Origin of the sequence: Paraburkholderia bonniea (assembly GCF_009455625.1) — a bacterium.
Taxonomy (GTDB): domain Bacteria; phylum Pseudomonadota; class Gammaproteobacteria; order Burkholderiales; family Burkholderiaceae; genus Paraburkholderia; species Paraburkholderia bonniea.
On record NZ_QPEQ01000001.1, the window covers coordinates 955,408 to 979,766 of the forward strand.

General features: G+C 60.3%; 18 protein-coding genes. 12 read left to right on the forward strand and 6 right to left on the reverse strand.

What is annotated here, in order from left to right; translation table 11 throughout:
* Positions 1-114 precede the first annotated feature (114 nt).
* The gene (locus GH656_RS04170) at positions 115-1,344 is read right to left on the reverse strand and encodes an MFS transporter (protein WP_153074724.1); all 1,230 of its coding nucleotides are present in this window, start codon (positions 1,342-1,344) and stop codon (positions 115-117) included.
* Between the two features lie 313 nt (positions 1,345-1,657).
* Between GH656_RS04170 and xdhA the strand changes: the two genes are divergently transcribed.
* The 4 genes from xdhA (at position 1,658) to GH656_RS04190 (ending at position 8,555) form a co-directional block, all read left to right on the forward strand.
* Entirely contained in the window at positions 1,658-3,244 is a 1,587-nt protein-coding gene (gene xdhA, locus GH656_RS04175; RefSeq protein ID WP_153074725.1) for a xanthine dehydrogenase small subunit, read from the forward strand.
* A gap of 90 nt (positions 3,245-3,334) precedes the next feature.
* Positions 3,335-6,031 carry a xanthine dehydrogenase molybdopterin binding subunit gene (xdhB, locus tag GH656_RS04180; protein ID WP_246184201.1) on the forward strand — a complete coding sequence of 899 codons (2,697 nt, stop codon included), beginning with the start codon at positions 3,335-3,337 and terminating at the stop codon, positions 6,029-6,031.
* Between the two features lie 144 nt (positions 6,032-6,175).
* Complete coding sequence (gene xdhC, locus GH656_RS04185; RefSeq protein ID WP_153074726.1) at positions 6,176-6,817, forward strand: xanthine dehydrogenase accessory protein XdhC; 642 nt, start codon at positions 6,176-6,178, stop codon at positions 6,815-6,817.
* A 196-nt stretch (positions 6,818-7,013) separates the two neighbouring features.
* Positions 7,014-8,555: a hypothetical protein gene (locus GH656_RS04190; RefSeq protein ID WP_153074727.1), complete on the forward strand. Its 1,542-nt coding sequence runs from the start codon at positions 7,014-7,016 to the stop codon at positions 8,553-8,555.
* Positions 8,556-8,705: 150 nt separating this feature from the next.
* On the opposite strand, the gene GH656_RS04200 is transcribed toward GH656_RS04190, so the two are convergent.
* Positions 8,706-9,350 carry a 2-hydroxychromene-2-carboxylate isomerase gene (locus tag GH656_RS04200; protein WP_153074729.1) on the reverse strand — a complete coding sequence of 215 codons (645 nt, stop codon included), beginning with the start codon at positions 9,348-9,350 and terminating at the stop codon, positions 8,706-8,708.
* Between GH656_RS04200 and GH656_RS04205 the strand changes: the two genes are divergently transcribed.
* Positions 9,349-9,801 carry a hypothetical protein gene (locus tag GH656_RS04205; protein WP_174769689.1) on the forward strand — a complete coding sequence of 151 codons (453 nt, stop codon included), beginning with the start codon at positions 9,349-9,351 and terminating at the stop codon, positions 9,799-9,801. The genes GH656_RS04200 and GH656_RS04205 overlap by 2 nt on opposite strands.
* Here GH656_RS04205 and GH656_RS04210 read toward each other — a convergent pair.
* Positions 9,786-11,210, reverse strand: a complete 1,425-nt coding sequence (locus tag GH656_RS04210) for a TAXI family TRAP transporter solute-binding subunit (RefSeq protein WP_153074731.1) — start codon at positions 11,208-11,210, stop codon at positions 9,786-9,788. The two genes, GH656_RS04205 and GH656_RS04210, sit on opposite strands and share 16 nt — an antisense overlap.
* Before the next feature lie 699 nt (positions 11,211-11,909).
* Here GH656_RS04210 and GH656_RS04215 point away from each other — a divergent pair.
* Positions 11,910-12,278, forward strand: a complete 369-nt coding sequence (locus GH656_RS04215; RefSeq protein ID WP_153074732.1) for a BON domain-containing protein — start codon at positions 11,910-11,912, stop codon at positions 12,276-12,278.
* A 586-nt stretch (positions 12,279-12,864) separates the two neighbouring features.
* Here the strand turns inward: GH656_RS04215 and GH656_RS04220 are convergent.
* Complete coding sequence (locus GH656_RS04220) at positions 12,865-13,653, reverse strand: sulfite exporter TauE/SafE family protein (RefSeq protein WP_153074733.1); 789 nt, start codon at positions 13,651-13,653, stop codon at positions 12,865-12,867.
* 449 nt (positions 13,654-14,102) lie between these two features.
* Here GH656_RS04220 and rarD point away from each other — a divergent pair, with 449 nt between their 5' ends.
* Positions 14,103-14,987: an EamA family transporter RarD gene (rarD, locus tag GH656_RS04225; RefSeq protein ID WP_153074734.1), complete on the forward strand. Its 885-nt coding sequence runs from the start codon at positions 14,103-14,105 to the stop codon at positions 14,985-14,987.
* Between the two features lie 268 nt (positions 14,988-15,255).
* Here the strand turns inward: rarD and GH656_RS04230 are convergent, their stop codons facing one another.
* Entirely contained in the window at positions 15,256-16,206 is a 951-nt protein-coding gene (locus GH656_RS04230) for a DUF2950 domain-containing protein (protein WP_425495846.1), read from the reverse strand.
* Positions 16,207-16,237: 31 nt separating this feature from the next.
* The gene (locus tag GH656_RS04235) at positions 16,238-17,620 is read right to left on the reverse strand and encodes a DUF3300 domain-containing protein (RefSeq protein WP_153074735.1); all 1,383 of its coding nucleotides are present in this window, start codon (positions 17,618-17,620) and stop codon (positions 16,238-16,240) included.
* Positions 17,621-18,560: 940 nt separating this feature from the next.
* Here GH656_RS04235 and GH656_RS04240 point away from each other — a divergent pair.
* The 5 genes from GH656_RS04240 to GH656_RS04260 all read left to right on the forward strand — a co-directional run bounded on the left by GH656_RS04240 (position 18,561) and on the right by GH656_RS04260 (position 24,347).
* On the forward strand, positions 18,561-18,851 hold the full coding sequence (locus tag GH656_RS04240; protein WP_153074736.1) for a co-chaperone GroES: 291 nt from the start codon (positions 18,561-18,563) through the stop codon (positions 18,849-18,851).
* Between the two features lie 45 nt (positions 18,852-18,896).
* Complete coding sequence (groL, locus tag GH656_RS04245; protein ID WP_153074737.1) at positions 18,897-20,537, forward strand: chaperonin GroEL; 1,641 nt, start codon at positions 18,897-18,899, stop codon at positions 20,535-20,537.
* A gap of 845 nt (positions 20,538-21,382) precedes the next feature.
* Complete coding sequence (locus tag GH656_RS04250) at positions 21,383-22,333, forward strand: branched-chain amino acid ABC transporter permease (RefSeq protein ID WP_153074738.1); 951 nt, start codon at positions 21,383-21,385, stop codon at positions 22,331-22,333.
* A gap of 14 nt (positions 22,334-22,347) precedes the next feature.
* A complete protein-coding gene (locus GH656_RS04255) occupies positions 22,348-23,517 on the forward strand; it encodes an ABC transporter permease subunit (RefSeq protein ID WP_153074739.1) in 1,170 nt (389 codons plus the stop codon).
* Positions 23,518-23,534: 17 nt separating this feature from the next.
* Positions 23,535-24,347 (forward strand): ABC transporter ATP-binding protein, encoded by an 813-nt coding sequence (locus tag GH656_RS04260; RefSeq protein WP_153074740.1) that lies wholly within the window; start codon positions 23,535-23,537, stop codon positions 24,345-24,347.
* The last annotated feature ends 12 nt before the right edge of the window (positions 24,348-24,359 follow it).

Sequence of the window (24,359 nt, forward strand, 5' to 3'; positions counted from 1 at the left end):
CTTCGAGTTGAGCATCTGCATGAGCACCTGAATGAGCACCCGAAACTCGCGTTAGCCGGTCGCTGGTCACCAGCCAAGCCACACCTGATGCCCTGTTATGCCCGGCACCCGCCCCTAACCTGCCGCTGCTTGCCCGCCTTGCTCATTTCGCCCATTCCGCAGATACAGCACCAGCGACAATCCTGCTGCTGCCGCCGAAGCCAGCGCGGCAAACAAAAACACCGAGCTATAGCCGAACTGCCCGGCGATAAACCCGGCGAGTGGCCCGGTAATGCCCAGCGACAAATCCAGAAACACCGAATACGCCGACAGCGCCGAGCCACGGCTGGCGGGCGGTACCAGAGCCACCGCTTCGACTCCCAGCGCCGGAAACACCAGCGCAAAGCCAATGCCAGTCAACGCGGCACCTGCCAGCGCGATCTGCGCATCGGGTGCCAGCCACAGCATCAGCAAGCCCGCGCATTCAATCGAGAACGACACCACCGCCACGCGAAAGCCGCCGTAATTGCGGATCGCGTTGGAAAACAGCAGCCGCGCGCCGATAAACAAGGTGCCGAACACGGTCAGCGAAAGCGCGGCATTCGGCCAGTGGCGCGCGGCATAAAACAGCGTGATAAACGTCGCAATCGAGCCAAATCCAGCGGAACCGAGCGCCAGCCCAAGCCCGTGCGGCAGCACTCGGGTGAACACGCTGCGGTATGCCATACGCTCGCCATGGACCACCGGCACGGGGGCGACCCGGCGCGCCAGCGTATAACCGAGCGCAGCCAGCGCCAGCACGGCCAGCCCCAGCGCAGCAAAGCCAAACGTATGCGCTAGCGCCACGCCAAGCGGCGCGCCAGCGGCGAGCGCGCCGTAGGTAGCGATGCCGTTCCATGAAATTACCCGGGCATTGTTCGATGGCCCGGTCCGGCCGATGCCCCACAGAATCGCGCCGGTGCCGCACAGGCTCTCACCGCAGCCCAGCGCCAGCCGGCTCAGCACCAGCAGGATCAGGCTGAACACAGGCCAGTGCTGGAGCAGCGCCGCCGCCAGCAGCAGCGCGCCGCTTAGCGCGCAGCCGCTCAGCCCGAGCGTCACGGTTTTCTTCGGCCCGAGAGTGTCCGCGCAGCGTCCAGCTAGCGGCCGCGACGCCAGCGTTGCGAGGTACTGCATGCTGATCGCTGCTCCGGCGAGGATCGTGCTGTAACCCAGATCGCCATGGACGTAGCCCGGCAGAACCGCGAGCGGAATGCCAATCGTGAGGTAGCAAAGAAAGGTGAAAAAGACCACGGGAAGAATCTGCCCGGTCGCGGCGTGAGGCTTGAAGCGAGCGCTCAAGCCAGAATTTGCATCATTAGGCATAGGGAAAACGACAATTGAAAACGGCGAAAAGCGCGATTTTCCCATGGAACCGTTACACCCGCTGAAACCGCATGCCGCGCCGATCCGGCATCGGTTGCCCCTCTATGGGCTTAAGCACATCTTCTGCATGTGATTTGGCTTATGGGGCGCACTTATTGCCGGTGTTAGCGTTCTAACCTTCGTGACTAGCGATGACTGGCAGTGCGGTTTCAGGAGCCAGGGCTCTATCCGCGCATTCGCAGTTAGCACCCGCGCTGCGCTGGCGGCACACAGAACCATCCCCCATTCCATTATTCGAGACGAGCCTTTTGCCATGAATCAGCCCATTCGCTTCTATCACCGTGGTGCCGTGCGCGAGATCAGCGAGGCACCGGTGACCCGCACGGTTTTGCAGTATCTGCGCGAGGACGCGCACTGCACCGGCACCAAGGAGGGCTGCGCGGAAGGCGATTGCGGCGCATGCACGGTGGTGCTGGGCGAGGTGGAGGCCTCCGGCGGCATGAGCTTCAAGGCGGTCAACGCCTGCATCCAGTTTCTGCCGACGCTTGATGGGCGTGCACTGCTTTGCGTCGAAGATTTGCGTCAGCCGGATGGTTCACTGCATCCGGTGCAGCAGGCGATGGTGGACTGTCACGGCTCACAGTGCGGTTTTTGCACACCGGGCTTTGTGATGTCGATGTGGGCGCTATATCAGCAGCATGGTGCTGAAGCGGGCGCTGCAGCGGGTGCCACGGGCGTTGCCGGTGCCACCATCACACCGCCCACGCGCGAGGCGATCAGCGACGCGCTCAGTGGCAACCTGTGCCGCTGCACGGGCTACCGGCCGATTCTCGATGCGGCGCAGCGCATGTTCACGCTGCCCGCGCCCGCCGCGCCACTCGATCTGGCGGCGCTGGCGGCCACGCTGACGCAATTGCAGCGCAGCGACACCTTCCATTACCGCCCGCATGGCGAGCGCGGACCGCAGTTCAGCGCGCCACGCACACTGGAGGCGCTGGCCGGGATCAAGGCCGCGCACCCCGCCACACGGCTGCTGGCAGGCAGCACCGATATCGGCCTGTGGGTTACCAAACAGATGCGCGAGCTGGGCGATCTGGTTTATCTCGGGCAAATCGCTGAATTGCAGCAGATCGAGGTGGGGCCCGCCTGGATCGAGATCGGCGCGGGCGTCACGCTGGAGCGTGCGTATGCCGCGCTGACGCAGCACTATCCCGAGCTACGCGACATGTGGCGGCGTTTCGCTTCGTTGCCTATCCGTAACGCGGGCACCCTGGGCGGCAATCTCGCCAATGGCTCACCGATTGGTGACGCCATGCCGGGGCTGATTGCTCTAGGCGCGCATGTGGTGCTCGGGAGCCAGGGGAGTACCGGCAGCACCGGCAGCACCGGCAGCATCACGACACGCGAGCTGCCGCTCGAAAATTTTTACCTCGCCTATCAGAAGAAAGATCTTGCCGCGCACGAGTTCGTCGTCAGCGTGAAGGTGCCGATGCGCAGCGGCGTATGGGCACCATTGCGCTTTCGAACCTACAAGCTGTCGAAGCGTTTCGACTCGGATATTTCCGCGGTGTGCGCGGCGTTCTCGTTTATCGCTGAGGGTGAGCACGTGCGCTTGCCGCGTATCGCCTTCGGCGGCATGGCTGCTACGCCACAGCGTGCGCCCCACGCTGAAGCGGTGCTGGCTGATGCGTTGTGGGATCACACGACGGTGCGCGCCGCGATGCAAGCGCTCGCCCGTGATTACACGCCGCTGAGCGATATGCGCGCGAGCAGCGCCTATCGCCTGCAGGCCGCGCAAAACCTGCTGTATCGCTTCTGGCTCGAAACCCGCCCGCATCAGCCTTTGCTGCCGCAAGCGCTGGATGTCCGCGCCGTGCCGCTCACCGGCCAGCCGGTTTGAGCCCCATGTGTTGACTGCTGACCTCCTGCGTTCACCCCACACGCCCATGCCCCTATCCAGCACAGCCCGCCGCTCCCGGAGATTTTTCGCATGAACCAGCCCGCCGCTTCATCATTTCTGGCTCAGCCTTTGTCCAGTGCGTCCGGCACTTCTGGCATGTCCAATGCGTCCAACACACCCAGCACACCCAGCACACCCAGCACACCCAGCACACCCAGCACACCCAGCACACCCAACACACCCAGCACACCCAGCACACCCAGCACACCCAGCACACCCAACACACCCAACACACCCAACACACCCAACACACCCAACACACCCAACACACCCAACACACCCAACACACCCAATGCGTCCAATGCGTCCAATGCGTCCAGCGCCTTCACCCGGGAGCCGGTTTCGCCGCCGCATGAATCCGCTCATCTGCACGTCAGCGGCGAAGCGCTTTATACCGATGACATCCCGCTGCTAGCTGGCACGCTGCATGCCGCGCTGGGCCTCTCGACCCACGCACATGCACGGCTGGTTTCTGTCGCGCTGGATGCCGTGCGCGCGATGCCCGGCGTGGTTGCGGTGTACACCGCAGCGGAGATTCCGGGGGCGAACGATTGCGGCCCGATCATTCACGATGATCCGGTGCTGGCAGATGACGTCGTGCAGTACGTCGGGCAGCCGGTGTTCCTCGTGGTTGCTGTGTCGCATGAGGTTGCGCGGCGCGCGGCACGGGCTGCGCAAGTGGTCTACGAACCGCTGCCTGCGTTGCTGAGCGCAACGCAGGCCCGCGCAGCGGGAGCCCAGGTGCTGCCGCCGATGAAGCTGGCCCGGGGCGACGCCAGCAGCCAGATCAGCGCAGCGGCGCGGCGCGAGCGCGGCGCAATGCTGCTGGGCGGCCAGGAGCAGTTTTATCTCGAAGGCCAGGTGGCTTACGCGTCACCGCAGGAAGATCACGGCCTGCATGTGTGGTGCTCGACCCAGCATCCGTCCGAGATGCAGCAACTGGTTGCGCATCTGCTCAATTTGCCCGCACACAGCGTGCAGGTCGAATGCCGCCGGATGGGGGGCGGCTTTGGCGGCAAGGAATCGCAATCGGGCCTGTTCGCGTGCTGCGCGGCGCTCGCCGCGTGGAAGCTGCAACGCCCGGTGAAACTGCGCGCCGACCGTGACGACGACATGCTGATTACCGGCAAGCGCCACGATTTTCACTACAGCTATGAGGTGGGCTACGACGACACCGGCTTGATCGAAGGCGTGGCGCTGGACATGACTTCGCGTTGCGGTTTTTCCGCCGATCTCTCAGGGCCGGTGATGACGCGCGCAATCTGCCATTTCGATAACGCGTACTGGTTGCCGCATGTGCAGATCGAAGGCTTTTGCGCCCGCACCAACACCCAGTCGAACACCGCGTTTCGCGGCTTTGGCGGCCCCCAGGGGGCGTTTGCGATCGAATACATCATCGACAACATCGCGCGCACGCTGCAACTCGATCCGCTCGATGTCCGCCGCCGCAACCTGTATGGCCAGACGGAGCGCAATCAGACGCCGTATGGCCAGATCATCGAAGACAACGTCTTGCCCGAGCTGCTGGACGAGCTGGAAGCGAGCAGCGACTACCGGGCGCGGCGCGCGGTAGTGCGAGCGTTCAATGCAGGCAGCACGGTGCTGAAAAAAGGCCTGGCGCTGACCCCGGTCAAGTTCGGCATTGCTTTCAACGTGACGCATCTGAACCAGGCGGGCGCGTTGGTGCATCTCTACGTGGATGGCTCGGTTCTGGTGAATCACGGCGGCACCGAGATGGGACAGGGGCTCAATACCAAGGTTGCGCAGGTGGTGGCCCAGGAGTTCGGGCTAAGCCTGAGCCGTGTCCGGGTGAGCGCGGCCGACACCAGCAAGGTGGCGAATACCTCCGCCACGGCCGCTTCGACAGGGGCCGACCTGAATGGCAAGGCCGCGCAGCACGCGGCAAGCCAGGTGCGTGAGCGTCTCGCGGCGTTCGCCGCGACGCGCTGGGGCACAGGCACAGGCACAGGCACAGGCACAGGCACAGGCACAGGCACAGGCACAGGCACAGGCACAGGCACAGGCACAGGCACAGGCACAGGCACAGGCACAGGCACAGGCACAGGCACAGGCACAGGCACAGGCACAGGCACAGGCGCCACCGCAGTAGTAAGCGGCCAGGCGAGCATCACGCCCGCCGAAGTGCGTTTCGCCAACGATTGCGTAACGATTGGCGCGACCGTGGTGCCGTTCACCGAGGTGGTCGCTGCCGCCTATCTGGCCCGGGTGCAATTGTGGTCCGATGGTTTTTACGCTACGCCCGGGCTGCACTGGGACGCGGCCACGCTGCAAGGGCATCCGTTTCATTACTACGCGTATGGCGCGGCAGTCGCTGAAGTCGTGATCGACACCCTCACCGGCGAAATGCGGGTGCTGCGCGCCGACTTGCTGCACGACGTGGGCGCGTCGCTCAATCCCGCGCTGGATCTGGGCCAGGTCGAAGGCGGGTTTATTCAAGGCATGGGCTGGCTGACGACAGAAGAGTTGTGCTGGAACCAGGACGGCCTGCTGACGACCCACGCGCCATCCACGTACAAGATTCCAGCGACGAACGATTGCCCGCCAGCATTCCACGTGAAGCTGTTCAACAACCGCAATGCGGTGGACAGCATTCATCGCTCGAAAGCGGTGGGGAGCCGCCATTGTTGCTGTCGTTCGCGGTGTTCTTCGCGCTTAGGGATGCGGTGGCGAGCGTTGCGGATGACGCGGATGCTTCAGGGGCTGTGAGGGTGAATCCGCCGTTGAACGCACCCGCCACTAGCGAAGCGATTCTCGCGGCAGTGGAGGCGGTGCGCGCTGCCTGTGCGCCGGCGGCGTCGGCTGCATCCGCTGCGTCGGTATCAGCATCAACATCAGTGGCTGAGGTGAGTGATGCGCCGCGCTGAGCCTGCCGCGGCGCTTACCGCTGCGGTTCTGCCCGTTCTGCCACGGCAGACGACGCTTCATAACCCGCTTCATAGCCCGCTTCAAACCCCACGCGATGAGGCACTGCCACCGCTGTTTCATCTGCTGCTGTTTGGCGCGGGCCATGTGGGCCAGGCGCTGGTTACGCTGCTAGGGCGCTTACCCTGCGTGGTGCAGTGGGTGGATGTCCGCGATGAACAGTTTCCCGATGAAACCCCCGCCAACGTCCAGATCGAAGCCACCGATACGCCCGAGGCGCTGGTCGATGCCGCGCCGCCCGGGGCGTACTTTCTGGTGATGACGCATGACCATGCGCTCGATTTCGCGCTGGCGCAGCGCATCCTGCGGCGTGGCGATTTCGCTTACTTCGGCATGATTGGCTCGCACACCAAGCGAGTGAAATTCGAGCGGCGCTTGCTGGAGCGCGGCGTTGATCCGGCCCGGATTGGTGCGATGGTGTGCCCGGTTGGCGTGCCCGGCATCGCTGACAAAGCCCCGGCTTCGATTGCGCTGGCGGTCTGCGCGGAGCTGTTGTGCATGCGCTCCCGGGCTCACCGCGAGGCGGGGCCTGGACTGCCGTCATTGCGGCGCATGGCGCAGCCCGTTTAGGGCCTTGGGCCAAGGTGGTCTGATGAGCGGCTGCGCCATGCGCCGTATTTTTTGGCCGGAATCGCCTCCGTTGCTGGAACTCGCTGGTCTGCCGTGTTACTCAAGCTGAGCAGGGGGTTCAGTGCCGGATGCCGAGTACGAGCAGAAATTATTTTCTGAATAGTCCGGAATATTCTCACGATTTGAGTTTAAAAATATGTCCAAACCGATTGGTCAAAAATTATCTAATTTGGTTAAGTCGCTGATTGATTATAATGAAATTAATCCGGTGGTGAGCCAGGAAACCAGTGGTGATACCACGCGTGCGAGCGAATATCAGAAGTTGAATTTTGATTATCATGCCAGTCAGAAGCATATTCCGAAAAATATTAATATCCATCATATTTTGTGCGACCCTGCCCTTTTGAAGGGCAAGGTCGAACTGGCGAAAGGGCAGAAGTTAAAAGATTTTACTATTGATGGGCTGTGGGAATGTCGTGATTTGAGTTATTTTAATGAGCAGGGAGCATCTGATCCGAAAGGCATTTTTGATGAGAAAAATCGCCCTGAATCGCCATTTAAGACAATGGTGCCGGTTAATTTAGAGGACCAAAAGATTGAGCATGGAGATCTGAAAATTGAGGTCCGCAGTCTGCTGAAACTTGAAAAAGAGCTGGGTCCGGGCATCAGGTTTATTCAAGATCACTTGTGCAAAGGTTTTTTTGCGGGGCCTGATTTGTTCTCAAAAGAATATGTCAGATGCAATAATCCGAAGCTAAGCGAGGCTTTCCCAGAGGCTGGGCCGAGCGAGATTCGGCTATTGAGCAGGGTTTTCGATTTTTATATTGCGATGACTAATCGGGCGGTTCGTGATGATCTGGCACAGTGCATGACTTTTGATTTTCTCAAGCCGGAGCAGGAAACCGAAGAAAATCTGGAGAAATTTTTCGAGGCAGTCAGTGTTTTTTATAAATTTGCCATAGAAAATAAAAATGAAAAGGGTTTGATGTTTCAGCGTTCTACGGGAGATTCGGCCCATTCCAAGCCTTATAGTAGACCGGAAATTTACGCAGTTTTAAGGCTGCATGTTGATTCCAGAAGTAAAAAGCTGGAAGGGCAGATTAAGGTGCTGCTTGAGTATTTTGCTGGTGAAGATGTTTGCTCTAACATGATTGGCCCCCTGATAGTTTATACGCATGATGTTTTGCGCTGTAAACTGGATCAAATTCAAGGCAAGATAAATCCAGAAAAAAATAACTTTTCAACCGTTCGTTATAAGCGGGAAATTGAGGAGGCATTTCTTGCTATTGCAGATCGAAATTTGGCAATTAGCCGGGAAATTCTCGCGGCCTGCTATACGATGTGTGTGGTGATTAATGCGCTTGCCTCGACTACGCTGAAGCCCGTAACGCGTTTTTCCAATACCGCATTTTTTGAAAAGATCATGGGTGATTTGCTGACGGAGGCCGTCAGGCAGGAGGCGCTCAGCAAGCCTGGCAAACCGCCGCTTGCATCTGGCGTATCGCCTTGGGCTAGGGCTTCGATTCCGGCCGGGACTCAGTCTTTGGTTTTGGCTTTGACCCGGAAATCACTGTTAGCTCCAAGTTCAGCGCCAATTGCAATCCCCACGCCAAATTTGACTTCGACCTGGACTCCGACCCTGCAGTCGTCTGGGGCATCGCTGGAGTCTTCGGTTTCGTCGTCGCCTGAAGCTTTGCTTGCATCGTCCCCTTTGTCCTTGTCTAAAAACAGCCTCTAAAAATGCTCATTGCCTGGGCCGCTTGCCGCTTGCCGCTCGTCGTCAAGCGCCGGGCTTCTGTTTGTCTTCTGGCGCAGGGGCCCGGTGCCACGCTAGTGTTTCTTGCCCCCGCAATGACCGTCACGGCCACGCTCACAGGTACTGCGGCGCTTAATCCAGCCCCAGACCTGACGGCAACGCGCTGATCCGCTTCACTTCCTTCGATTCCAGCCAGTTTGGCGTGCGAGCGCAATACAGCACCATTGGTAGCGCGTCTTCCCCCCAGAACAACTGTCCGCCCAAGCGAAATGTCGGCACGCCGAACACCTCAAGTGCCAGCGCTTCGTCGGTATTGCGCCGCAATTGCGCCTGCCCCTCGTCGCTGGCGGCGCGTGCTGCGCCGTCGCTTAACCCTAGGCGCTCGCCCAGGCTGGCGAAGCCTTCGGCAGTGGATGGGTCACGTCCTTCGCGCCAGATAAAACGGAAAATTTCCCGCACACAGGCCGTATCCGCTCCCATCGTCAGCGCCAGACCCATTACGGCGCTGGAATCGAACGGATGGGCCGGCGGCATTTTGAACGGGATGCCTAGTTGTTCTGCGCGAAACAATGCGTGGCGGTAAGTGAACCAACGTTTGGCTGGCACGCCGTAGGCGGAGCGCTGACCCCAATGACGATAGATTTCGCGCAACAGCACCGGAGTCGGGATAAATGGCAGGTTGGGCCATTTCTCGTGCTGCTCCAGCAAGAGATAGCTAAAGGGTGAGACGAAATCGTAAAACCACAGGGGCTGAGTTGCGTCGAGAGCATGCGTCATGGTGTCTCCGGAAGGCCTGTCATGGCAGGAGGTGTCCACGCTGGGTGAGAGCGCTGCGTGGATCTTACGCTGGGCTGGTGGTGACGTTGCTGGTGTTGGTGTTGACGGTGGAGTTGTTGGTGGCGGTGGCGGTGGCGGTGGCGGTGGCAGTAGCAGTAGCAGTAGCAGTAGCAGTAGCAGTAGCAGTAGCGGTAGCGGTGGCAGTAACAGTGGCGGTAGCAGTAGCAGTGACGTTGATGTTGCCGGTGCCGGTGCCGGTGCCGGTGCCGTGTTCTTGCTGCTGCCGTTGCTATTGCCGCTGCTGTGCTGTGCTGTGCCGCAGCCGCCAGGCGCGACCCTGCCGCGCGCTTCGGTGATGGGTGATGCTGAGTGGCGAGTTGAGCCAGTGGCGAGCCTCGGCGCGGGGCCAAGGCTGCATTGCCTGAGGCCAGCGAGTCAGGCCGCTGGATGATCCGGCGCAGTGCTCGCGGTGGAGGTGCCGTCCGGGTTCTGCGGGGCATCTTGGACGTCCTGGCTGGCATGACGTCCACGCTGCAGCCGCGAGCGCACGAAGCCAATATGCTCGCGCAGCACGTAAAACTGGTCCGCGTAGGCGAGTGGCATCTTGAGCCCATTGACGGATTCTTCAATCACATCGAGCCGTTCGATCAGCGTTTGGCGCTCGGCCCGTGTGATGTCACTGAAGGCACCACGCTCAATCGCAATCAACGCGCCGTACCAGCGGTAAATCCGCGATTTGACCCGCCACGCATACAACGCTGGCACTAGCCGCATCCCGGGAATCAGCACCACGATCAGCGGCACCAGAAGCACTAGCAGACGGTCCGCGAGACTAGCGAGCCAGAACGGCAAGGTTCGGTACAAAAAGCTCTTGCCTGACTGGTAATAGCGCGCGGCATCGTCGCTGACCGGAAAGTCATGCACCAGTGGGGCGGGAAACTCACCGGCATGTTGCATCAGGCTCGCCTTGCCATGCACTTCACGGGCAGCCTCAATCAGCAAATCAGACAACGCGGGATGCAAGCTCTCACGCGCGATCAGTTCGACCGTTGGCGCGATGAGATACACCGGTTTCGACGGCAGATTGCGGCCCAGATCGAACGAGCCCATGGGCAGCGTGATCTTGGTCAGATACGGAAAGCGCCTGGCGTAGGCGTTGGCCTGGACAAAGTCATACAACTGCACGCCGGGGGTGCGGTACAGCTTGCTCATCACCGCTGGCTGAGCAGAATCACCCGCGAGAAAAGCGGCTTCGACCTGCCCGGCGATCAGCGCCTGGGCGGCATCTTCACCGGAGAGCGGCAGTAACGCGGTTGAGCCACCGGGCGTGATGCCATTGGCTTTGAGGATCGCCAGCGCGAGCTCACGCGTGCCACTGCCTTCCGCGCCAATCGCCAGGCGCTGTCCAGCGAACTGGGACAAGCGCGTGAGCGTAGGGCCGCGATAAAAAATCACCAGCGGCACATACGCCACGCTGCCTAACGAGACCAGGCCGGCATGAGGCGCATCGGGTGCCAGCCCCCCCTGAATGAACGCGACATCGACCGTGGTGCCAGGCTCTGCCAGGCGTTTCAGGTTTTGCAGTGAGCCTTCGGACGCCAGCACGTTCAACGTGATGTGGTTGCGCGCGAGGATCGCCTTGTACTTTTGCGCGGAATTCCAGAACGAGCTGCCGACGGGTCCTGCGCTGATGGTCAACGTGGTGGGCGGGGCGGGCTGGATCAGGCGCACCGCAGCCCAGATTGCCAGTGCGCAGATCAGCACGATGGGGCCAAACGACACGGCCAGATCACGCCAGGAGATGGCGACGAAACGGGCGACAAGGCGAGGCGGGCGTTTGCGCGCGGAAGATGGCTTCATGAGACGGTGCATGCGAGGAAAAAACCAGGGCCGGGCATCAGCCAGGCGCTTCGGCGTGAGCATCTGAAGCGCTGAAAGGGCTGGCGAGGCGGGATTGGCGCAGATGGTAACCGAGATTGACAGCGGCCAAGCGTGTGGTGGAAGTGCGGCTGGGTGTCGCTGGAGTGCGCTGACGGCGTGCGTGAGTGTGTCTGGACGTTGTTGCTTTTCGGTGTTTCTCGTTACTCCCAGTTGTTTCTTGTTTTTTTGTTTCTTTTGCTGCTTCCGCTGCTACATCCGCTTCATTACCCCAGCGCTTTGTATGAGAGCTTTGGCCGCAGTTGATGAAACTCTTTGCGCTTCTGGCCTGGCTGGATTAAATTGTGCGGCGCTGTCGCAACTTGCCTGTGTCTTCTCCCGAGTCGAACCGGCTCCTTTAGCCGGACCCAGGCAGCCAGCATCATGCGATAAGCCCGGCCCGCCAGCTAGCACCGCATTCAGACGGCTCGCACTGGCCCACGCCTGGTTTTCTGTATCTGTACTGCTTCCCGCCTCTCATATCTCATACGTTCGCCAGAACGGGCCTGCGGCATGGCGCGTCACGTCATGCCTTTTGCGGGTCCGCTGGATTGCCGCAGGTTGTACCGGATGAATTGCCGGATGTTGTTCCTGAGCCGCTGGTTAGAGGCGGTCTAAATCGAAGTCAAAAGGAGAGAAGTGATGAAATCGGTCGAGTTGATGAAGATGCTGGGTGGTGTATTGGCACTGACAGTTGCGTGCCAGGTGTCGGCGCAAGGCAGTGACGCGATGGCAGCGGGCACGATGGCAAGCGCGCCAGCAGCGGCTGCGCCCGCAGCGAAGTCATCCAGCAAGCATGCGAACGGTGCGCTCGGCCGCAAGGTACGCGGTGCGCTGGCCAAGGCTCAGGGCATTGACGTCTCGAAAATCTCGGTACGCGCCCGCAATGGTTCGGTGACGCTGACGGGTTCGGTGCCTGACGCAGGCCAGATTGATCTGGCGACGCAGGCCGCGAAGAGCGTGGCAGGCGTGAAATCGGTGCAGAACAAGCTGTCGGTCCAGTCTCAGTAAATGGAATGGGCGCGAATAACTGGAAACAGATAGCGAGATGAGCTGGGCGAGATCGCCTGGTTTTTATCCGGCATCTGGTGTCTGGTGTCTGGCCTGACGCGGATCTGATCCAGGTCTGGCGCAGATGAAGTAACGCTAAGCGGCCTGCCCGCGCGGAGTTGATGTTCCGCGCGGGCAGGCCGCTTTTTGCTGGGCGAGAGCCTGGGCGTGGTGCGGATGCCGCAGTTATGCCAGCCCGGCGACGCCTCAGTGACTGGTTGTGCGAGTTGTTGGGTTGTTGAGCTACTGAATCACTGAGCCACTGAACTACCGAACCACTGAACCACTGAACCACTGAACCACTGAACCACTGAACCACTGAACCACTGCGTCCCAGCGTAGTGACCGTGCGTGCCGCGCGCGCATGGCGCGCTTTAATCACACCGGATTTTGCTGCAGCCGTTTACCCGGGCATCTGATGCCTGCCGCCGCTAGCCGCCGCTAGCGGCTACTTGCTGCAGTGTTCGGCTAGTGGCGGTGGGAATGCTAGCGGCAATTGCACCTCAACTACGCGGCATACGCCAGGCAAGCCGGACGCTTGCCGTCCTTAAGCCACGATCAGCTTGAGGCCGACCAGCGCCAGCGTCGCGGCCAAAATATGCCGCAGCAGCGCATCGGGGGCGCGTGACGAAAGCAGGCTGCCCAGCACGATGCCGGGCAGCGAGCCGATGAGCAGCGACAGCAGCATGGCCCAGTCAACCGATCCCAGCAGCCAGTGGCCTGTGCCCGCCAGCAAAGTGAGTGGCACCGCGTGAGCGATATCGGAGCCGATGATCCGGGTGGTCGGCAGCAGCGGATACAGCAGCAGTAACACTGTCACGCCGATGGCCCCCGCGCCCACCGAGGTGAGCGACACCAGCGCTCCCAGTGCCGCGCCGGTCAGCACGGTCATGCCGAGCGCTCGCGCCTGGGTGGGGCCCTGGTTGCGGTGTGCGGCGAGAGCTGCAAGTTGCGGCCGAAACACCAGCGCCAGCGCAGTGAGCAGCAACGCACCACCCAGCACGTTCAGGATGAGCAGGCTAGTGCCCGGCGCATGCATGCCGTAGCGATGCAGCACCAGCAGCGTGACGGCTGCCGCAGGCACACTGCCTGCGGCGAGCCGCAACGTGATGTGCCAGTCGATGGAGCCTTTCAGACCATGCACGCAACTGCCCACGGATTTGGTGGCGGCGGCGTAAAGCAAATCGGTGCCGACTGCTGTCGCGGGATGGACCCCGAACAGCAGCACCAGGATCGGCGTCATCAACGAGCCTCCGCCAACGCCGGTCAACCCAACCAGAAAACCGACGAACAGGCCAGAGAGGGAATACAGAAGATTGATATCGGGAAGTGCCATGGTGCCCAGTGCCGACCAGGGCCGGGAAGGTGAGAGAAAGGAGTGTGACGGTGAGGGGCCGGGCGGCGCGCGGCAGCATTGCAGCATTGCCGTGGTCGTCAGCCGTCTTTGTCTGAGTTGCCGCGCTAGCCTTGAAGCACGCGTGGCTTTTGCTGCGCTTGTCGTAAAGCAAACCGCCAGCCACCAGCCACCAGCCGCCAGCCGCCAGCCGCCAGCCACCAGCCACCAGCCGCCAGCCGCGCAAAAAAGCCGCTATTGTCGCAAAACCTGCGTGCCGGTGTATCAGGTCAGCGAAATAAGGTTCATACGGTAAATGCCGGGATAGCTAGCGTGCAGACGCTTGCCAGGCAGGCATACAATCGCGGCACGTGCGGCCTCCAGGGTGTTTGCCAGCCGGGCCAGCCGACACGTTTTTTTCTTCTTTCCTTTCTTTTTGCTGGTTGTCCAACATGAATCCCGGCGTTATCTACGCATTCCTTGCCTTTGTGATCTGGGGCCTGTTCCCCGTGTATTTCAAAGCGCTGCATCAAATCTCCGCGCTGGAAATGCTGGCTCACCGGATGGTCTGGTCGATGTTGTTCCTGTTCGTCGTGCTGACCGTGCGCCAGCAATGGCGCTGGCTCGGCCCGGTGCTGCGCGACCGGCGTCTGCTGGCGCGCTTTGCCGCCAGCGCGGTCCTGCTCTCGACGAACTGGGGCCTTTATATCTGGGCCGTGAACGCCGGGCATATCGTCGAAGCCAGCCTCGGCTACTTCATTAATCCGCTGGTGAACGTGCTGTTCGGTTTTGGTTTTCTCCACGAACGCTTAAGGCGTGTGCAATGGCTAGCCGTCGCGCTGGCGGCGGCAGGCGTGCTGTGGCTTACCTGGCAAAATGGCCAGCCACCATGGATCAGCCTGGCGCTGGCACTGACTTTCGGCGGCTACGGGCTCTTGCGCAAGACTGCCAAACTGGGCGCGCTTGAAGGGCTCACGCTGGAGACCATGCTGCTGTTTCCCCTGGCGGTGGTGTATCTCGGGCTGATGGCGGCTCAAGGCGAAAGCGGCTTCGCTGACGCCTCGCTGGGCATCAAGCTGCTGCTGGTGCTGGCCGGACCCATTACAGCCGTGCCACTCCTGCTGTTTGCCGCAGGCGCGCGCCGGATTCAGCTATCGCTGCTCGGCTTGATTCAGTACATCACTCCCTCGCTGCAACTTTTGCTAGGCGTGTTGATTTATCAGGAAGCGTTTGGCGAAGTCCGGCTGGTGGGCTATGGCGCGATCTGGGCGGCGCTGGCGCTGTATTCGCTCGAAAGCCTGTGGCGCGTGCGGTTCGGACGGGAGCGCGGAGCTTGATGAGGAAAGGGCGGCGGTAAGGATTGGCATAGCAACGCTGTGCGGGCGAGGTGGCCCCTCGTCAGGTTTTGCCAGCTTTTGCCGGGGCCGCCGCTCGTTAGGCTGTGCCAGACTCTGCCGGGGCCGCCCCCGCCAGGCTGTGCCAAATTCCGCCGGGGCCGCTTCTCGCCAGGTCTTACCAGCTTTTGCCGGAGCCACTCACACCAGCCCGGCTGGCTGTGCTGCAAAGCGTTGCTTTACAACACAGCAGCCTGACGGCACAACTACTTCACGGCTGCACGGCTTGCCATGAAGGATCAGGGTCGAACGTTTTGATCGCGGCAGCCGCGCTCGCTGATTTCGGCCCGAGGTTCTTCTGATACAGCTGTCCCTCCTGGTTGACGATAAAACTCATCACGCCGGTTTTGCCATATTCAACCGGCCAGGCGATCAGGCCAAAGCCTTTGGTCATTGCGCCTTGTTCCAGATAGCTTTGCCCGCCGCCTTTCGCGTGAGGGCCTTGCGCCGTCAAGATCCGGTAGTGATAGCCGTGATATCCCTCGCCATTCTTGATTCCCCCTGTTTGCGCCATCACCTCGGCCAGCGGCCCAAGCGGGCTTGGCGTGGCATCTGCTGCGGCTGGCCAGTACAGTCCGTCGCGCTGGCCAGACGTGCTGACAATGCGCTGGGCGTAACGCTGGGTTTGCGCGTGATAGTCGTTTTGCGCATCCAGGTAGGCCAGCGAGGTCATCATCGCGGCATGCTCGTTGCGGCCAATCCGCCGCGTCAGAATTTCATCCTTCGCTGCGGCCAGATCAAAACGCCAGCCTTTCGCCGTTTGTACCAGCGGCACGGGCAAGGTCCAGCCGCTGGTGCCCACCGCAAGATGCGCACTCGGGCGGCCATGGCTCGGGGTGGGGTCATTGACGATCTCATGGCCTTGCGCCCACGCGCCGAGGAACGCATAGATATCGTCCTCACCCAGTTCCCGGGTTGGGATGAAACGGCCGAAATCATTGCCGAGAACATGCTTCATGGCGTCGTGATCGTTGCTGGCGAGCGCATCCACGAACGCATTGGCGGCGGCATCCGGCCCAGGATAGACCGCTTGGGCGAAAGCGCTGGCAGCGCCAAAGGTGAATGTGGCGAGCGCCAGCGTCAGGCGCGCGCAGGCCATGGCGTAGGGGCGTGAACGTCCCGCGCGGTCGTGGCGCGAGTGCAATGCGGAAAAGTGGATCATGAGCGGCTCCTTCTGGATGGTTCAAATGTGATTAGCGATGGAAATGACGCTGAGCGCCACCGCCACGTTGCATGCCGCCGCCGGCTCCCAGTCCACCGCCGCGTTGCACGCCCCCGCCGTTGGCTCCCAGTCCACCGCCGTGTTGCACGCCACCGCCGTTGACCCCCAGTCCACCGCCGTGTTGCACGCCACCGCCGTTGACCCCCAGTCCACCGCCGTGTTGCCCGCCGCCGCTATTGGCACCGGGCAGCCCGCCGCCCCCCGCAGAACGCTCCGAGAGCGCTTGACGGCTGGCCTGGCCGCGTTGCATGTCTTGACGCGCGGCATTGCCATCGCCCGCGCCGCGTAGCGCGTTATCGTGGTTGACGCTTTGCGCCCGGCGGAACTGATCGCTGGCGTTCGTTCCGCCCTGGTGAATCCCTTGCACACGCTGGCTGGCGGTTCCACTGAGGTTTTGCCCGGTGCGGTTTTGCAGGGTCTGCTGCGCTTGGGCCCGCGCGTTCGCGTTCACGTTGTCACGGCCGCGATACGCATCACGCTGGGCGCGCTCCGCGCCGCTCACGCCACCATTGAGGCTGGTATTCCGGTTGAAACTGGCGTTGCGGCTCCAGTTGGCGGTGCCGCCATTCACGTTGAGCCGGTTGTTGACATTGAGGTTGTTGTAGCGATTGACGTTGATATTGACGTCATGCGTATTCCAGTTGAAGCCGCCCCACAACGAGTTGGCTACAGCCACGCCCGCGCCGAACGCCAGGCCGGTGGCAAAGCCGGTAGCGATGGCATAGCCCGGAGGCGGCGGCATATACACCGGCGGGTACGCCGGATAAGGCCACGTGCCATAGACCACGGTGGGGTTGTAGGTGGGCACGTACACCACCTGCGGGTTGACGGGCACGATCTGGATCGTGTTTTGTTCGACCACGACTTTTTGCTGCTCGCCCGATTTCAGGTTGCCCGCTTGCTGGGCTTGCTTGCGCAGCCGCTGGACTGAATCCATCACATCGTTTGGCTGCGCCAGGAACGCATTGCCCAGTTGCGTCACCCAGTCAGGCTTCGAGGCCATCGTGGCGAGCACTTGCGGGAATGCCACCAGGGACTGCACGCTCGGGTCCCACGGCTGCGCGGCGACGGCCTTGACGGCGTCATCGCCTTTGAGATTCGGATTGGCCTTCGACCAGGCCGCCGCTGCCGCGACATCCTGAGGAAAGGTCGTCGCCATCAGCACCTGGGCCAGCAGCGCGTCGGGATAGAGCGCGATAGGCGCGGCGAGCGAATCTAGCTGCTGGTTCGACATCTTCGCGGCGCTTTGCGCCCACGCCGCACTTGGGGCGGCGATGCCGATAAAGAGCGGTGCGCCTGCGAGTGCAGCACAAAGAAGCAGCACGTTGCGCTTGTAGGCTTCGGATCGTTTCACGATGAAGTTCTCCCGGTTGGACGATGCATAAAAAGTGGACTGCGTTTGAAACTGGGGTAGCCGTTGCCTTGAATGGCCTGGCGTGAAGGCAAGGCCAAACGATTAACGTGGATCAAACGATACGGATCAAACCAGCGGATCAAACCAGCGGATCAACTACAACGGCTGAAACTACTGCGTGATGCCTGTATGAAGTGCTTTTAAGCAGTGTTGATGTGATAAGGATGGCGTGGCGCTAATCCTGGCGCGGCTCAGCCATTTTTATGCTGAATATCAGGCGATACCGCTGCCGGTTAACAAAGCGATTAACCGTGGCTCAGGAAGGGTGTCGATTAAGGGGCAGATAAACCTCCGGCGAGGCTAGCAGCTTTCCTGCTGCGTTTCACATTTTTTGAGAAATTAAATTTCCAAAGTGTGATAGCGCCACGTGAGCGTTACACGAGTGCCATGTGAAAACTGAAACGGCAGAGGGGATTTTATGTCTGGCGCAGCGCGGGGATGCTTATTGAAAGATTTGTTAAATCTTCGTGTCTTATGCAAGGCGCATGCTGGTGAGATGTGAGGCGAACTAGACGCGTGAGTCGATGGAAAGGCGCTCAGGATAAATGCCGGGTGAGCATTGAGCGGCGAGCAAACAAGGGTATACCCTCGAATAAATTAACGGCGAGCGAGGTGGCCGAACCGGTATCCGCTGGCGAAAAGGCACTTCAGGCGAGCGGGATAACAGACGGGGCAGGCTTATCCCGCATGCGTTTTCCGGGGTTTTTCGCGCCTTCGCCAAGCCTGCTCAACATAATTGCCCGTCCCATCCTTCTTGAATTTGTCATCGGTCGTCCATATACTTAGCACTTGCGGCACGAGAGTGCTAACAACATCGTCGGCTGGCTTTTGCCAGCCGGTTTTTTTCAGCGTTCTTCCGTCTTAATCAAGAGGAGTATCTATGGAACTTAGTCCTTTGCATGATCGCGTGATCGTCAAACGCCTGGATCAGGAAACTAAAACTGCATCAGGCATCGTGATTCCAGAAGGCGCAGCAGAAAAGCCGGATCAGGGCGAAATCGTGGCCGTTGGCCCGGGCAAGCGCGACGACAAAGGTGCCTACATTCCGCTCGACGTGAAAGTGGGCGACCGCGTTCTGTTCGGCAAATACGCAGGCCAAACCGCCAAGGTCAATGGCGATGAACTGCTCGTGATGCGCGAAGAAGACATCATGGCCGTGGTGAAGAAGTAAGCGCGAATTTCGCCTCATATTCACAAGAATTCAAGGAGTTACAAGATGGCAGCTAAAGACGTCGTATTTGGCGATTCCGCCCGTGCCAAGATGGTTGAAGGCGTGAATATTCTCGCCAACGCAGTAAAAGTTACGCTGGGACCAAAGGGCCGCAATGTCGTGCTCGAACGCAGCTTCGGCGGTCCGACGGTCACCAAAGACGGTGTATCGGTCGCAAAAGAAATCGAACTGAAAGACAAGCTCCAGAACATGGGCGCGCAAATGGTCAAGGAAGTAGCTTCCAAGACCAGCGACAACGCCGGTGACGGCACCACCACGGCAACCGTGCTGGCTCAGTCGATCGTCCGCGAAGGCATGAAGTACGTTGCATCGGGCATGAACCCAATGGATCTGAAGCGCGGTATCGACAAGGCTGTAACGGCCGCTATCGAAGAACTGCGCAAGATCAGCAAGCCTTGCACCACCAATAAAGAAATCGCACAGGTCGGCTCGATCTCGGCAAACAGCGACTCGTCAATTGGCGACCGTATTGCTGAAGCGATGGACAAGGTTGGCAAGGAAGGCGTCATCACCGTAGAAGACGGCAAGTCGCTGCAAGACGAACTGGACGTGGTTGAAGGCATGCAGTTCGACCGTGGCTACCTGTCGCCGTACTTCATCAACAATCCTGACAAGCAAGTTGCTGTGCTCGAAAACCCGTTCGTGCTGCTGCACGACAAAAAGGTATCGAACATCCGTGACCTGCTGCCGGTGCTGGAGCAAGTTGCCAAGGCTGGCCGTCCGCTGCTGATCATCGCTGAAGATGTCGAAGGCGAAGCGCTGGCTACGCTGGTGGTGAACAACATCCGCGGCATTCTCAAGACCGTTGCCGTGAAGGCACCTGGCTTTGGTGATCGCCGCAAGGCCATGCTGGAAGACATCGCTATCCTGACCGGCGGCCAGGTTATCGCGGAAGAAACTGGCCTGACGCTCGAAAAAGCCACGCTGGCCGAACTGGGCCAGGCCAAGCGCATCGAAGTGGGTAAAGAAAACACCACGATCATCGACGGCGCTGGTGAGGCGGTCAACATCGAAGCACGCGTGAAGCAAGTGCGTGCCCAAATCGAAGAAGCGTCATCTGATTACGACCGTGAAAAACTGCAGGAACGCGTGGCCAAGCTGGCTGGCGGTGTTGCAGTGATCAAGGTTGGCGCCGCAACCGAAATGGAAATGAAAGAGAAAAAAGCACGTGTCGAAGACGCTCTGCACGCTACGCGCGCAGCGGTGGAAGAAGGCATCGTGGCTGGCGGCGGTGTTGCGCTGATCCGTGCTCGCACGGCAATCGCAGGCCTGAAGGGTGCTAACCCGGATCAGGACGCTGGCATCAAGATCGTGCTGCGCGCGATGGAAGAGCCGCTGCGTCAGATCGTGACGAACGGTGGCGAGGAAGCCAGCGTCGTGGTGGCAGCAGTGGCAGCCGGCACAGGCAACTACGGCTACAACGCAGCAACGGGCGAGTACGTCGACCTGGTTGCGGCTGGCGTGGTTGATCCGACGAAGGTTACGCGCACTGCGCTGCTGAACGCAGCATCGGTCGCAGGCCTGCTGCTGACAACTGACGCGGCTGTTTGCGAGCTGCCGAAGGAAGATGCACCAATGCCTGGTGGCATGCCCGGTGGTATGGGCGGTATGGGCATGGACATGTAATTTCGGCTTCTGCCGCAATGCATGGAGGCGTATGCCGCAACGCGTATGCTTCAAAGTAATAATCGGCTGGGCTAGCTTCAGGCTGGTCCAGCCGTTGAAAACCCCACATTCGTGGGGTTTTTTATTGCGCGCGCGAAAGCTGTCCGATCACGACGCTTGCCCGCCATTGCCCGAGCCTGGCATTGATCTCCCGCACTACTGGGGTGCATCAAATGCACCCGGTACGGCGCTGACATCAGCCCAGAAAAAATGCGGCAAGCCTGACCCAGGCGGTGGCCCGTTCCATGATTAAAAATCACGGGTTTTTGTTGGTGCACTCAGTCTCACTAATGGTGCAACTACTGAATTTCAAAAAATCGCAACCAGGTTGCAACAAGCCCCATTTAATTATCTTAAATTGAGGTTGCAATGCAGGAAAACCCTGCCGCTACGGTATATTGCCTATCGCATAATTGGAGTTACAATGCGCCCGTCTTAACGGTTTCAGGTCTTTATAGGCCGATTCTGTAACACGTAGGGAGGCCTGTTAATGAAAATCAGAATGATCGGTAGTGGGGTTTCCCGTATGCCGCACAAAAAACAATCGCAAGAAGCAAACCGGTATCATGGCGAGCTTTTTTTACGAATCAATAACGCGACTATTAACGGGGATTGACACATTGACGGCACCGGAGACCATCTAGCGGTGCCGTTTTCACATCCGCTTTCGGCGGCTGGCAACGAAACGTGAAACAGATCGCGGGTTTCGCCCGCCGTTTTCACGGGTCTTTTTTTCAGTATCCGTTGTACCGCGACGATTGCCTTCGACACAGGCCCGTCTGGCGGTACAGGCTAAGGAGCATTAAATGGATATTTTCATCCAGCAGATTCTGAACGGTCTGGTGCTGGGCAGCATTTACGCCATCATCGCGCTGGGCTACACGATGGTGTACGGCATTTTGGGCATTATCAATTTCGCGCACGGCGACGTGCTGATGGTCGGCGCGATGGTTGCGCTGTCGGCGATAGGCGTGTTGCAAAACCATTTTCCAGGGCTGGGCGCTGTGCCAACGCTGATTATCGCGTTGCTGATTGCCGCTGTTGTGTGCGCGCTGGTCGGTTACACCATTGAACGAGTCGCGTATCGGCCGCTGCGGCGGGCACCGCGCCTCGCGCCGCTGATTACCGCAATCGGCGTGTCGATCCTGCTGCAAACGCTGGCCATGATGATCTGGTCACGCAATCCACTGCCGTTCCCCCAACTGCTGCCGACCAACCCGATCAACGTGATTCATCCGACGGACACCACGCCGGGCGCGGTGATCTCCATGACCGAAATCGTCATCATCGTGACCGCGTTCGTGGTCATGGGAGCGCTTTTGCTACTGGTGCATAAAACCCGTCTCGGGCGCGCCATGCGGGCGATTGCCGAAAATCCGAACGTCGCTAGCCTGATGGGCGTGAATCCGAATTTCGTGATCTCGGCGACCTTCATGATCGGCTCCGCGCTGGCCGCCCTGGCGGGCGTGATGATTGCTTCCGAATACGGCAACGCGCACTTCTATATGGGCTTTATTCCCGGGATCAAGGCGTTCACCGCTGCCGTGCTGGGCGGGATTGGCAACCTGGGTGGTGCGATGGTCGGCGGCGTGTTGCTGGGCTTGATCGAGCAACTGGGTGCGGGCTACATCGGCAATCTGACCGGTGGGGTGTTCGGTAGTAACTATCAGGATGTGTTCGCTTTTATCGTGCTGATCGTCGTGCTGGTGTTCCGTCCGTCGGGCCTGCTCGGTGAGCGGGTAGCGGATCGCGCTTAAAGGAGCCCACACAGATGACTTCTATTCAACCGATTGAGCCGTCCACGACGCTCATCCCCGAAAAAAACCGTGCCCGCTCGGCCCTCGTTGGCCTGATCGTGGCTGTGTTCGTGCTGGCCGCGCCGATGGTGATCGGTGCCGCTGGCGGCAATTACTGGGTGCGCGTGCTCGACTTCGCCATGCTCTACGTGATGCTGGCGCTGGGCCTGAACGTGGTGGTCGGCTTTGCTGGCTTGCTGGACCTAGGCTATATCGCGTTTTATGCGGTGGGGGCTTATGTGGGCGCGTTGCTGTCGTCGCCGCATTTGACGACCCAGTTCGAGTGGATCGCCCAGCTCGTGCCGAACGGCCTGCATGCGCCGATCTGGCTGATCGTGCCGTGTGCGATGGGCGTGGCTGCGTTATTCGGCGTCTTGCTGGGGGCCCCGACGCTGCGTCTGCGTGGCGACTATCTGGCCATCGTGACGCTGGGCTTTGGTGAAATCGTCCGGATCTTCATGAACAACCTGGATCGCCCGGTGAATATCACCAACGGGCCAAAAGGCATTACCGGGATTGATCCGGTGACGATCGGCGGTTTTAACCTGGCGCAAACCCACGAGTTTTTCGGCGTGAAGTTTCCCTCGGTCTATATGTATTACTACCTGTTCGTGCTGTGCGCGTTGCTGGTGATCTGGGTCTGTACCCGGTTGCAGCATTCGCGTATTGGCCGGGCCTGGGCTGCTATCCGCGAAGACGAAATCGCCGCCAAGGCGATGGGCATCAACACCCGCAACGTCAAGCTGCTGGCGTTTGCGATGGGCGCTTCGTTTGGCGGCTTGTCTGGGGCGATGTTCGGCGCGTTTCAGGGTTTTGTCTCACCTGAATCGTTCACCTTCTGGGAATCAATCGTCGTGCTGGCATGCGTGGTGCTGGGCGGCATGGGGCATATTCCCGGCGTGATTCTGGGGGCGGTGCTGCTGGCGGTGTTCCCTGAATTCCTGCGCTCGACGATGGGGCCGCTGCAACACGCGCTATTCGGCCATGAGGTGGTCGATACCGAAGTGATCCGTCAGTTGCTGTATGGCCTGGCGATGGTGCTCATCATGCTGTATCGCTCGGAAGGCCTGTGGCCATCTCCGAAGCACGAAGACAAGATGGCGAAACTGGCGAAACGCAACGGCAAAAAGCCGGTGCGCGCGTGAGGTCAGAGGAAAACACTATGAGCGATAACGTGAGCAGTGCAGTGAGCGGGGATGTGGGCAGTAAGCGCATCCGGCTGTCCGTGAAAGGAGTGAACAAGCGTTTTGGCGGCCTTCAGGCGCTGTCCGATGTGGGGCTGCAAATCCAGGAGGGCCAGATTTACGGCCTGATTGGTCCGAATGGCGCAGGCAAGACGACGTTTTTCAACGTGATTACCGGGCTGTACACACCGGACTCCGGCGAATTCAAACTGGATGGCGAGAACTACACGCCGACCGCCGTGCATCAGGTAGCCAAGGCTGGGATTGCCCGGACGTTCCAGAATATCCGCCTGTTTGGCGGCATGACGGCGCTCGAAAACGTGATGGTCGGCCGCCATGTGCGGACTAAGCACGGGCTGATTGGCGCGGTGCTGCAAACCCCCTCGGAGCGCCGCGAAGAACGTGAGATCAAGGCGCGCGCGCTGGAGCTGCTCGAATACGTCGGCGTGCTGCAATACGCCGATTACACCGCGCGCAATTTGTCCTATGGGCACCAGCGTCGTCTGGAGATTGCCCGCGCGCTGGCCACCGAACCAAAGCTGCTGGCGCTGGATGAGCCCGCTGCCGGGATGAATGCGACGGAGAAAGTGGAACTGACGGGTTTGCTCGACAAGATTCGCGGCGATGGCCGCACGATCTTGCTGATCGAACATGACGTCAAGCTGGTGATGGGCCTGTGCAATCGCATGACGGTGCTCGATTACGGCAAGGTGATCGCTGAAGGTGTGCCGCAGGATGTGCGGCGTGACCCGAAGGTGATCGAGGCTTACCTCGGCGCGGGAGTTCACTGATGGGCACGACAG